Annotated in this window: 7 protein-coding genes; 1 reads left to right on the top strand and 6 read right to left on the bottom strand. The window is 40.1% G+C overall.

Going from position 1 to position 13272, the window contains the following annotated elements:
* Nucleotides 1-2 precede the first annotated feature (2 nt).
* Nucleotides 3-890: an alpha/beta hydrolase gene (locus tag G0Q07_RS04525; protein ID WP_163344970.1), complete on the bottom strand. Its 888-nt coding sequence runs from the start codon at nucleotides 888-890 to the stop codon at nucleotides 3-5.
* Between the two features lie 59 nt (nucleotides 891-949).
* The gene (locus tag G0Q07_RS04520) at nucleotides 950-1738 is read right to left on the bottom strand and encodes a M23 family metallopeptidase (RefSeq protein WP_163344969.1); all 789 of its coding nucleotides are present in this window, start codon (nucleotides 1736-1738) and stop codon (nucleotides 950-952) included.
* A gap of 198 nt (nucleotides 1739-1936) precedes the next feature.
* Between G0Q07_RS04520 and G0Q07_RS04515 the strand changes: the two genes are divergently transcribed.
* Complete coding sequence (locus G0Q07_RS04515) at nucleotides 1937-2599, top strand: transaldolase family protein (protein WP_163344968.1); 663 nt, start codon at nucleotides 1937-1939, stop codon at nucleotides 2597-2599.
* Between the two features lie 11 nt (nucleotides 2600-2610).
* On the opposite strand, the gene G0Q07_RS04510 is transcribed toward G0Q07_RS04515, so the two are convergent.
* From G0Q07_RS04510 to G0Q07_RS04495, 4 genes are all read right to left on the bottom strand, one after another.
* On the bottom strand, nucleotides 2611-3333 hold the full coding sequence (locus G0Q07_RS04510) for a L,D-transpeptidase family protein (RefSeq protein ID WP_163344967.1): 723 nt from the start codon (nucleotides 3331-3333) through the stop codon (nucleotides 2611-2613).
* The gene (locus G0Q07_RS04505; protein WP_163344966.1) at nucleotides 3317-6562 is read right to left on the bottom strand and encodes a ligand-binding sensor domain-containing protein; all 3246 of its coding nucleotides are present in this window, start codon (nucleotides 6560-6562) and stop codon (nucleotides 3317-3319) included. Before G0Q07_RS04505 ends, G0Q07_RS04510 begins: the two co-directional genes overlap by 17 nt.
* Before the next feature lie 288 nt (nucleotides 6563-6850).
* On the bottom strand, nucleotides 6851-11248 hold the full coding sequence (locus G0Q07_RS04500) for a T9SS type A sorting domain-containing protein (protein ID WP_163344965.1): 4398 nt from the start codon (nucleotides 11246-11248) through the stop codon (nucleotides 6851-6853).
* Between the two features lie 488 nt (nucleotides 11249-11736).
* Nucleotides 11737-12372, bottom strand: coding sequence for a response regulator transcription factor (locus G0Q07_RS04495; RefSeq protein ID WP_163344964.1), 636 nt, complete (start codon nucleotides 12370-12372; stop codon nucleotides 11737-11739).
* Nucleotides 12373-13272 lie beyond the last annotated feature (900 nt).

Genomic DNA, 13272 nt, shown 5'->3' with positions numbered 1-13272 from the left:
TTTTACCGTAACTTTTCGATAAAGAATTCAACAACATCTTTCCCCGAGGGATCTGAAATACCGATGGCCGGCGCATAAACAATAGCTTCGGCTCCAACTTCATTGGCACGGTCTTTAAGCGCTTTGGCATGCAGCGGATGATGATTCAATTCATCTTCGTTGGTTGGCACGCCTCCTTCATAATGATTGAACACAAAAAAGGGCACAGCATCTTTTGTCATTTTCGCCAGGAAATCGAGTTCCTTACGAATTTCATTTTGCGCAAACAAATCCACTCCCTCTGCTGACTTGAAACCAAAAACCCGGGCAACTGACAACAACTCTTCGGGGGTCTTGTAGGGAGGTATTCCCAGTAAATCGGGCCAGCGTAAAATATCGTAAGTCGACTGTGTGGAAAAAGCTGCCGCACACTTAATTTTTGTCGATTCCCTTAAAACAGGATCATTACTTTCTGCGTCGGTCATATCAGCTGAAAAAGCCAGCCACAAAGAAGTTCCTGCTCCGGCAGATCCGCCACTACAAGCAATTCGATTCTTATCGAGATTATATTTTTCGGCGTTGGCTCTGATATACTGCAAGCACCGTTTTGAGTCGTTCATACTTCCTAAAATTCCGTATGGAGGCTCGCTCATGTAACGGTAATTGATACTGGCAACCGAGATCCCGGCATTGAGTAAACGCACCCAATCTTCGGAATCGTAATAGCGGCTTTTATCGCCACCAATAAAACCGCCTCCATGGATATAAATTACAAGCGGAGTAGGTTTATCCGTATCCGCTAACCAAATATCAAAAGTATTTCGTTCATGATCGCCGTAGCGTTCGTTTGCAAAAGTTGCATGCACACCGGCAGCGTTTATGGCCTGTGGAAATTCTGCTATATCAGTCATTATTGTTTTTTCGTTTTATTGGCGAGATTCCAAAATCAGGAAGAATAAGTTGTCTTCTGTTAATACATACGCAGCGCTTGCCCAATTTGCAATACGAAGTTTTCCGAAATATTGTTCAGGCGGCACAACTCATTTATCGAGGTTTTAAACTTTCTGGAGATCACCCAAAGCGAATCGCCCGAGCGCACTTTGTAATATTCCGGAATAGCAACATTTGTGGAGTAGCCTTTTGGTTTTAGCTTCTTATGCAAAGCCATTAAACTCTCCATATCAAAAGCATCGTCGCGTATTTTTTCTTCTTTAAAATCAAACACCAGCTCGGGATCAAAAGGCTGTCCGTTTTCACGCATCTCAAAATGCAAATGTGGACCACGGGCACGCCCTGTACTTCCGGCTAAACCTATCGGTTCTCCCTTTTCCACCTTATCGCCTTTATTCTTCAGGAATTTGGTGAGGTGAGCGTAATACGTTTGAATATTATTTCGATGCTGCACAACCACCAACCGGCCAAATCCATAGCCCCAGTTTGCACGGGCTATCACTCCACTTTGTGTGGCCATTACCGTATCGCCTTTATACATTTTAATATCGGTGCCGTAGTGCATACGACCGGAGCGCGGTCCGAAACGACTGATAATATAACCATCGCTACCGGGAAGGATAAACTGCTCCAGATAGCCTTGTTTTGCCGACTCGGGAAAACTATCCAGAGTTGTTCTGAAGCCCTCTACATCTAATGGTTTTACCACATCCGGCACAACCAAATTATCAACCACTCTATGTTGCCCGAAGGCCAAAAAAACTGCCAAAAACAGCAAACAAAAAATTACCCCTCTTCTCCTAAACATGCTACAAAAAAAGTTAAAAGATTCTGAAATCGAAAACGAGAAACAAAGAAGAATATTCTGTGCGAAATAATTTCATGTTAATAAATAAAGAGAATAGCTCGAAATCATCCGTCTCCGAAAATTCATGATTATCTTTGCAGTACCGACTTAACCAGAGCTGATCACTTAACTTTTATACAACAACAAAAAATAAAAAAGATGATTTATCTGGCAGACACCGCAGACATTCAGGCATTAAAACATCTGTACGAGTTTTTCCCATTAACCGGCGTAACAACAAATCCTACTATTTTAAAACAATCGGGATTAAAACTCTCAGAAGCCGTTCAGAATATTATTGAAATAGTTGGCAAAGGCAGCATTCACGTTCAGGTGATGAGTGACAAAGCCGAGGATATGGTAAATGAGGCCAAAACCTACAAAAATTACTTTAACCTGGGCGATAATTTTTACGCCAAAATTCCGGTATCCATCGAAGGTTACAAAGCCATGCGTATGCTAAAGGATGCGGGAATAAATGTTACCGCAACAGCCATTTTTACGCAACAACAGGCATTGGTGGCCTCACGTGCCGGAGCCGATTTTGTGGCACCGTACGTTAGCCGTTTAGACAACATTTCGTCGCATGGAATTGAGGTAGTTGGTGACATTGTAAAAAACACAAAAGAATTTAATCTGGATACAAAAGTACTGGCAGCCAGTTTCAAAACAGTCGACCAAATTCACCGCGTTAGCATGGCCGGAGCACAGTCGGCGACCATTAGTCCCGAACTGCTTTTTCAACTGATAAAGCACCCAATGACCGACATTAGCATTGCGCAGTTTGAAAAAGACGGCGAAGGATTATACAATATCTTTTAACGTAAAATGAATTAACGGCTTATTCCTGAAAGCAATTCATCCTTATTTCCCATAATAATGTGTGGATTGCTTTTGGGATCGAGCCATTTTAGCACCCTTTGCATATTCTCTTCGCTTACGGCCACACACCCTGCTGTTGACTCGTTGCCGGTTTTATTCAGATGAAAAAAAATGGCACTTCCTTTTCCTTTTACAACCGGATTTGTGTTGTATTCAATTACCATACAATATTTGTAGGCATCGCTTTTTAGCAGCAGATTTTCGTAGGATTGGGCATCGGTTTCGCCCTGCACATAACGATTGTAGTTTTCCGACTCCGGGTCGTCAATCCATTTGTCCTCAATCGTAGTTTTCTGAAAAGGCATTTTTGTATCGACACTATCGAGGTAAGTAAATAATTTCCCAAGTGCAAAAATGCCAGTTGGTGATTTGCTGTCGCCTTCAATTTTCTGGTTAATTGGCGCAAAACCATTTTCGCCAATTCCTGCCGGAATAACATCAAAAACAGCTTGCCAGCCTTGCTCTGTTTTTTCGTAAGCTAACAGAAATGCCTGATGATCGTTTGCCCTGATGTTATAAACTAACAGCACCTGTTTTATGCCCGACAAATTCGTTGTAGCAATTCTATCCAGTATTTCCTGCCCCGTTTCCTGCTGCTTTTCTACCGTCGATTTACAGGAAAATAGCAGAAATAACACCAAAAAAAAGATTATTATTTTATTTAGTTGTTCCATTTAGAGGCAAAGTAAAAATAAATTCACTGCCTTTCCCAACTTCACTGCTAACGCTTATCTGACCTCCGTGTCTCTCAATAAATTCTTTACAAATTACCAATCCCAGCCCGGTACCTTTTTCGCCTCCGGTACCACGACTGCTGACATTATTTTCGATCGTGAATATTTTGTCAAGATTTTCTTTTGAAATCCCGATTCCATAGTCTTTAACTTTTATTACACACCAACCATTTTCGCGTGTTATATGTACTGTTATCTCCCCATCTTTGTGTGTAAATTTAATGGCATTGGCGAGTAAATTTCGGATGATTGCTGAGAACATATTTACATCTACCCAGGCTTCAATCTCTTCTCTGGCAAACACCTCAATCAGGATATTTTTCTTTAATGCCGCCTCTTCGTGGAAACGCAGCAATGCTCTTATTTTCTCCGGAATTTTTATCATTTCAGGCTGAAAAACAATGGCATTACGCTGCAAACGTGCCCAGGTAAGCAGATTCCCCAAAAGGTCGTCGGCCAGTACCGATGATTTGTAAATATTTGAAATGTGGTGCTGTAAGCGAAGTTGATCCATTGATTTAAAATCCAAAAGCAAGTTTTCTGAGAAGCCTACTATAATGTTAAAATGATTGCGCAAATCGTGCCCGATGATGGAGAAGAATTTATCCTTTGTCCGGTTTAGCTCATTTAACTCATCATTTTTAGCGGTAATTATACGGTTCTGTTTATCAATCTGAATGGTACGCTCCAACACTTTTTTCTCCAGGCGAATATTTTCCAGTCGCAGCCGGTGTTCGCGTAGTTTTATAAATCCCCAAACAGCAAACACAATAATAACAAAGTAAGCCAGGTAAGCGTAAATACTTCGCCACCACGGAGGAAGAACTACAATTTGCAACTGTATTCCATCATTATTCCAACGACCATCGTTATTCGATCCTTTTACAAAAAACGTATAATCGCCGGAAGGTAGCGCAAAAAAGGGCACAAATTTCCGGTTACCAACTTCGATCCACTCGTTGGAAACACCTTGCATTTTATAAGCGTAATTGTTTTTTTGCGGATTAGTAAACTCAAGTGCAGCAAACTCAATGGTAAACGACTGCACGTTGTGGCGCAATACAACCTTTGATGTACCTGCAATATTTACCTCCTTTTGTTGTGCCCCACTTATTGAGTTAAAAGCGGTAAACACAATATTGGGTATATGCGGATTTCCTTTCAATGAGTCGGGATAAAAGGTGTTAAAACCATTCATCCCGCCAAATAATAATTCGCCGTCACTGGCACAATAAGCAGCGCGCAAATTAAATTCGGAACTCTGCAAGCCATCGTCGGAAGTATAAGTTTGCAATTCATTTTCTTTTACTAAAAAACGGCATAATCCATTTCCAGTGGCAAGCCACAGATCATTGTTTTTATCTTTAATAATTTCATAAATATAATTACTGGGTAATCCGTCTTTTTCGCTAAAATAGCTGAACTCCTGCGTGTTTTTATCAAAGATATTTATGGCTGCATTGGTACCGATCCAAATACGCCGAAGGCTGTCCTCACACAACGAAATAACAAAATCGCTGCTCAGTCCACTATCCGTTTTTTTGTATTCTTTTAGCTCGTTCGTTGTTGTATTATACACATCCAGCCCACCTATTGTGGCAATCCAAATCAATCCATCCGAATCTTCAAGCAAACTATAAATGAGGTTAGAACTAACTTGCCGGCTTCCTTCCAACTGTTGATTAAACCGCTCAACATGGCCTGTTCTACCATTTACCCTAAAAAGTCCGTTTGATGTGCCGATCCAAATTAATTGGTGCCGATCCTGAATAATATGATAGATCCGCGTATTTTCAAACGCTGGCCAGTTAGGCCGGTCAAAGAATTGCCGCCAATCGTTGAAACTATTATTTACCGCATTCCAGATAAAAATGCCGTCCCGCGTACCTAACCAGATATTCCGGTCAGCATCTTTAAAAATAACATGAACAAAATCGTTAGGCAGATAATTTTTACCCGTTTGTTGCGAAGAAAAATGTTCCACTTCATTGGTTTCCGGATCCACAATATTTAGTCCTTGCCCCCAGTTCCCAATCCACAGTTTACCATCGTCATTTTTTAATATTCCGGCAATAACATTCCCCAACAAATCTACCGACGATGGTGAATTACCACTTCGATAAAGCTGAAACTTGTCTCGTTTAAGGTCGGTTTTACTCATCCCCGACAAGGTGCCCACCCACAGGTTTTCCGACCGGTCGATTAACAAACTCTGTACTATATTATGCGCCAGCTGGCTGTTCTCCGAGGTAAAATTCTGAATTACATACCTGCCAGCCGAATCTTCGGAAAGTACAAAAATTCCATTCCCTTCCGTTCCAACTATCAATTCTCCCGATTGGGGTTCAACAATGCTTCTTATGCAGGTAGTAAAAGAAAAAACACCTCCATCTTTCAGTTTGAATTCCTGTTCCTCAAAACTTTTTTGCTTCGGATTTAAACAATACAATCCAATTCTGGTACCAGCCCAGATGCGGTGTTCTTTATCCTGAAACAATGCCGTTACGTTGACCGATTTTAATGAATCGCCAGCAACAGAAAGAAAAGGGTAACACATGAAATCTTCGTTCCTGAACGAGAATGCATTAATTCCGGTTGTACAACCTGTCCATATTATACCTGACCGATCTTCCAAAACGGGCTGCTTAACATCTTGGACAGCCGGATTGAATGGAGCCTCGCTGCGAAAATGCGAAAATGTATTTGTATCGAAATTGAAGACAGAAACTAACGGTGGTGTATTTATTACTATTCGACCGTCGTTTAAAAGCAGGTTATCGTAACTGTGAGTTGTAACATCAGGCGAATAGTTTGTTTGGTATCGCACGCGTACAAACCGATCTTCAGTTATCAGGTATTTGTTAAGCCCTCCTTTGGTTCCAATCCAAAGGTCGCCCGCACGGTCTTCCGAAATGGCATAAATCCAGTTATTTGAAATGGACGTTGAATCATCGGGTTGAAAACGAAACACCTTAAAATTTTCACCATCAAAACGATTTAGCCCATTTTGTGTGCCAATCCAGATAAAGCCTTTCGAATCCTGAAATAAACAGTTTACAACACTTTGCGACAGCCCTTCGTTGATGGAATAAGTACTGAAATTGTATTGTTGGGAAAAAGCTGAAAGAAGCGCAAAGTTAAAGATCAAAAAACAGCACAATCGTTTCATGGTAAGTTTCGTAATTAACTGATGAGAAATCAACCAACGCATTGCGAAGTTCGTTATAAGTTGGGTTATTTCAAAATATGTCTTTCCAGCCGACAATTCATTACAGATCAAATGCTATTGCGTAGATAAATAGCAGGTTGTAATATTACATTATTGTTCCAGTAGCTTATAACAGAAAGAGGCTGACCATACGAAGTCAGCCTCTTTTAAGAATCCCACTAAGGACGAATCCTCAGCCCAAAGTCTGGGCGACTTTGGCTTTATACATGATAAAAAATAAGGGTCAAATTATTCTTTGTAAATAATTCTTCCAATCTGGAGTTTTCCATCCAGATCTAAACGATAGAGATATATTCCGGTAACATCGTGTTCCGGTTCGTATTCTATCCGATTCATTACTCCAGCCTCAACCGGACGATCAAGTATTCTTGCCACTTTCTGACCGGTGATATTGTAGATTTCAAGAACTCCATATGCATCAACTCCAGATACAAATTCGAAAGTAACTTTTTCGCTAAATGGATTCGGGTAAACTTTCAGAGTACTTTCATCGAAAGTAACCGGAATTGGTATTTGAGCTGATTGAAGTGCTTCTGGACCAGGTAGTGGTGGGCCACAAACAACAGCATGTGCAATAACCCATACACCACCAGTTGTAGGGAATGTAACTTCTATTCCATCACCAGCTTTATTACCATATTGTCCCGGAGAAATAGTATTCTCACCATTTTTCTGAGGATAAGGAAGTAAACCTGCATATACGTGAGTATCATCTATATGATAACCTGCAAGTTCAAATGCAGTATAAAGTGCAAATGTTACGGTAACATCGGTGGATGTTATATTTACTGTTGCTGTTCCCACTTCATAGCCATTCCATTCTGGACCTGTTGGATCACATACCGGAGTACCTGCATAAACTGGGATTGAGAACTCACCGGTACTAGTAAAGTTATTTGTCCAACCCCAATTTTCAGAACCCGTAAATGTATTTAAGAAGCACTCGTTATTTGCGGCATAGAAACCGTAAGCGGTTTCGCATACATCACAAGGAGGAACAGTGAATGAACATTCTGCAAAATCATTTGAACAAGCATCTGAAACCTTGTATCTAAATAAAACGTTATAACCGTCTACTGAATTTCCAAAGTCTCTCCAGTCAAGTGCATCAAGTGCTTCCTGATTGGTAGTTACAGGTTCACAACCATCCTTATATCCAAACTTACCTTTCCAGGTTTGGAATGCAGCTTCTATATCTCCATCAGACAGACAATCGGCTAATACAGGGCCAGCTTCACAATAAGCATCCACTGGTGTTGCTGCTGGTTTATAGAATGTACTACTGCAGTAATCATCGCTGCAATCGTCAGACACATCCAATTCGAAGTACAAATTAATTTCACCGCATAAATCTGCAGGCAGTGGAGGTATGCCTTCTACAGTTGCGCCGGAACAGCCTGCTTCGAGGATTACAAATCCTGCTACCCAGTCATCATATTGGGCTCTAATAGTGGCTTCTGAAGCACACTCTCCTAATGTCACCGGCTCTGGGCAATCTACTTCAATTTTAGGAGTATTTTCTACAGTAAATGTATGAGTACAATTTTTATGCGTTCCACAAAAATCTGTAACATCAACCTCTACTTTTACTGTGCCACCACAGTGATCCGGAATAGGAACATTGTCTAAATTATCAACTTTAACATCGTCAACATAATACAACACTGTAAGAGGCGGAATTCCTTTTAAATCATCGAGGCTATTAAATCTAAAACCATCTAACCAGGTTCCGAATTTACCATCGATAGTATCCTGAGTCTGGCAAGATGCCTCCAAAGGACTTACATCCGGACAAGGTAGCTCAATATCAACAAACTCTGCATTCAGAATTTCATTGGAACATGGTCTTCCTGTATAACGTGCGGCATCAGTTACCACACATATATATTCTCCGGGATGTCTCATTATGGTATCAGTTGTTGTGTTAATCGGTTCACCAACCGGATTTCCCGTACCGTCCCCAATAAACCACATGTAGGTATAAGGTCCATCAGTATTTGATGGGTCAACAGAAACTGTTGCTAATCCAATTCCATCAACACATATAGGAGGTTCAGTAGTTACATCGCAATTGAGGGCTGCTGCAGGAGGAATAAGATACTCATAGCATTCTGTGAAACAATTTTGTCCATCCCAAATTTCTACCCAATAAAGTACACCATCTGGTCGTTGTTGAGGAGGATCTGCCAATAAATCGCTTTCAAGTACTCCAGCTATATCTGAAAGTACTGCATCTGTACCAATAACAGTCGTATGAGTTGGATCTTCAGTATGGTTATACCATTTATATGTATAATCACCGGTACCGCCCTCTGCAACAACTTCTACTTCTCCATCTGATGTCCACCATTTGGTAGGAATTTTATTAACTTTTACATAACACTCCGGAAGCGGGTATAGTGTTACGGTCAACTTAGACAGGCTTTGACAATGTGTTGGCTGAGACATGTCTGTTACAGTAACATTGTATTCAGTCTCTTTAGGTGTAGAATTATCATCCGGCAAATCAGGATCGGTTAATCTGTCCCAATCGAATGTAAAATCATTTATATCCTGTCCTTCATCCAAAATGTCAGCATTGTAATTATTTGGATTAAAGTCTTCCGGTATTCCATCTTCACACCACCAGGCAGTCTGTTCAGTTAAGCCAGGATTTGGATTTACGTGCAGCGTAATAGTTGTAGACTCTGTGCAATCCTCAGTATTGTCAGCATAGTCGGCATCCACATCTACTTCTGTTCCGTTAAGGGCAGCATATGTCGTCAAATCCACTGTTTCTGGAATTGGAGTTCCATTTACACTATATACAACATCCATCGTTTCATCAATACCTATTGACACTGAAGTAAGGTTAAACGTACCATCCAGTTCGCCGCCGGTAATATTTTCACATACGGTCAATTCATCAGGGCTCAGATCGGGGCGTGGCTCTACTACCAATGTAATTGTAGTAGATTCCGAACAATCCAGCGTATTGGCTGTATAATCAGCTTCAACATTCACTACTGTACCATCAAGTGCATCATACGAAGTCAGATCAACAGTTTCTGGAATTGGAGTTCCATTTACACTATATACAACATCCATCGATCCATCAATACCAATTACCGCTGAAGTCAGATTAAATATACCATCCAGATCACCACCAGGCTCGTTCTCACATACGGTTAATTTATCCGGTTCTAATTCAGGACGTGGTTCCACTACCAATGTAATTGTGGTAGATTCCGAACAGTCCAGGGTATTGTCAGAATAGTCGGCATCCACATCTACTTCTGTTCCGTTAAGGGCAGCATATGTCGTCAAATCCACTGTTTCTGGAATTGGAACTCCATTAACACTAAATACAACATCCATCGATTCATCGATACCTATCACAGCGGTGGTCAGGTCAAAAGTGCCATCCAGATCTCCGCCAGGCTCGTTTTCACATACAGTTAATACATCCGGGGTTAAATCCGGGCGAGGCTCAACTGTTGCAGTTACCTCAACAAGATTACTGCAGCAGTCGTTTTTGTCAAATTCAGCCGCCCAACGAGAATGTGGTCCTACTCCTGGCTCAACAAGTGTTAAACAAGGACTTGAACTTTCCTGGATTATATCTTCTGGTACTAATATTACAATACCTTCTTCGTTTAGATCTGGTTTCTCCATAAACCAGTAAAATGTAGATTCGCTAATGTCTCTACCTGCTTCTTTTGGCTCAACACATAATACAGCATCATCACCCACACAAACAATATCAGGTACAGGGTCAATTTCAGGGCTGGCACCAACGGTGCCGCCAACAAAGTCGTTCAACATAGCATCAGTTGAATGCGAATTCCTACTTTCGAAAAAGAACCAGGCACCACACAAATCTATTCCTATAGGAAGTCCAAGTAAATCAACTCTACCTTCGAAGAAAGAACCAGGATAGTAATTACCAGAAGTCTTGGTGTCTTTATGCTCGTATTCATTCCAGTTAAGTCCGGTTACAGGATCAGAATAATCAGGAACAAGATACGTTGCACTGCTTACTTCAGCTTCTGCAAATACAGTAGCTTCAATAAGTCTTTTTTTCCCTTTTTGTGAAGGATCAAACTGGTATACCTCTATATTCGGAACACGTCCACCTTCAGTAAACTTTGCAAGAATAAGCATATCTCCATAGACTTTTGCAGGGAAGAATGCATTTTTGTCCTCATTTTCAAAACCCGGAGTGATTCCTGCTTCATAAGGAGCAGTTCCGTCCTGAAATACCCAGAAACCAACTTCAGACGAACCTGACGTGGAATTCCTGTCGGTACAGAAATACATGGTGTCATTAATAACAGCAACTGCGGCATTGGTGAGTTCATCTTTGTCTGAAACCTGTCCCCATTCCCAATACATTCCTGTGGCCAAATCATAGTCTTTTGTTCCACCTGTAAACTGGTTATCGGTTCCATCAAGTCGCTTTGCGTCAATCACAAATGAGGAAATAATATTTCCATCAGTAAATACGTCTACCCACTCGCCAGAAATGGTACTTGGATTACCGTCAATAGTAATTTGTGCATTGCCCGTATAACTAAACAGCAATGCACCAAAGAGTAACAAAAGATAGCAATACCATCTTTTGAAGTGCGTGTAATTTTTTTTCATAATCTGATAATTTTTAGTTAAAATGTGTTTTAGTCTTATCACATCATCAAAAAAAGCCTCCATACGCGTCACTATTCATAAAATTGGTTTATTTGGATTTAATTCTAAGGGGTACAGAGTTAAGTCCGAGTTTTCTAAATATTTTCACGAAAAAAAGTTACGGCGGAATCATTAAGAAGTCAATCGGGTTTATTACGTAATTAAATGGAGTGAGAGTTTAAGAATTTGTTTGATTTTTAGCGATATTTTTTGGGGAAAGTAAAGATAAAACCTGCGCACGAACATTTCACCGCATTCCCAACAGGGAAACCGCGTTTTCAGCAGTGAGATAGTGAAATCTAATATCGAATAAGTTCTGTTGTAACTAATCACCAGTTCTACCTTTCACTCCTTTGTTGCAAAAGCCTAGTTACTGGTGCCAGGATCGGGACAGGCTCTCCCTGAAGGAAATAAAACGTTTGCACTCCAATTTGTTTTTTTAGCGTTTGTTACGATAAAAGATGATTATGGAAAGCATAGCGTACCATATCAGCTGTAGTATTAATTTTTAATTTCGAAAGGATATTCCGCTTATGCGTTTCTACCGTACGCGGACTGATATTTAAACGTCTCCCAATTTCTTTGTAGCTTAACCCGTGACAGAATAATTTTAATACAGTAACTTCCCGGTCGGTAAGTTTTTGTTCTTTTTGGGTATGATATTTCCGCTTTTGAATGGATGATTTAAAAATATCCCACACTTTTTTTCGGAAAAACTCTCCCCCGTTTTTTAATTGTTCAATGGCTTCGAGCAGGTCCTCTCCACTGGCATCGTTAAAAATAAAACCTTTTGCCCCTAATCTTATATAGTCTTCAAAACAATCGGAATATTGCTGACTCAGAATTAATAAAACCGGTATTTTGGGGTAAGCTCGCCTGACCTTTTTTAGCGTTCGCATGCCCGAGTTCTCACCATGAATAACATCAATGATAATAACATCGGGCTTAGCATCTTTTAGCTGTACAAAAAGTCCATTACAATCTGTGGCCGACGCAACTATATCACATTCGTTTCTGCCTTGAAGTACTGCCCTTATTCCTGAAGCAAAGAAGGTGAACGTTTCCAGTATTGCAATTTTACACATGGCTTTAAATTCAGAGTAAGTGAAATACTGTCGCTCAAAATGTAGTTTTCTGAACAATTCAATATTTTCATGTTGCATTTTGGTATTCCAAATAAAGCAATCTTGCCTTTACTTTATTTGCATTTCAATCATATCTTCAAAAAGTTAGTTCTGCTGGTTGGTTCCGGAAAAGGGATCTTTTGGTATCAATGGAATTACAAGTTACGACAATATTCAATGGAAATCAATCCGTAAAAATCCGTATTATTCAATTGGGAATTCCTTAGAAAAGGATTAAACATGAGTATAAAAATCCTCTATTTAAATGGCATTTTTTTTAAAGTTGAATTGTTTCAAGCGATCAGCTCACTACCCGTAACAATAGTTTATCCTGAAAATTATTTCGTTTTTCATGCTCTTTAAATCCGGAAAAACGAAAAAATGCATTTTAGTATCTCTCCCAATTATTATGTGTGTGGGAAGAAAGAGATTCAGAAAATCATTCGTTAATTCCATTTAATACACCGGAAACCTGATAAATTATCAGATAATCTTGACTTTAAATGAAGATGAGTCCGGATTCAGCGAAAATACTTCTCGAATTAAACAAGGAAACCCTCCTGTATAACATCGAAATTCTCACTTAATTTGAGGATATCCTTGTTTTCAGACTTCCAGCCCCGAAAAAAAGTAAGATTGAGTGTTATTTTTAACGACATGAATTCGAATACAAGCAAGCAATTCCTAACTTTTTCCAGGCCTGTTTCAATAAAAAATCAAACTAACGAAATTATAAACCGGGTTTACGAGGTTAAATCTGGTATTTCTTCTTTTTTATTCAAAACTACAGGAGAAACAAATTGGGCCAGCCCACTCTGAACATCGGATCATGACCTCAAAAACCAGGAAAAGGAAGTCGCT

Source organism: Draconibacterium halophilum (genome assembly GCF_010448835.1).
Classification (GTDB): Bacteria; Bacteroidota; Bacteroidia; order Bacteroidales; family Prolixibacteraceae; genus Draconibacterium; species Draconibacterium halophilum.
This window is presented reverse-complemented; position numbering and strand designations above follow the sequence as displayed.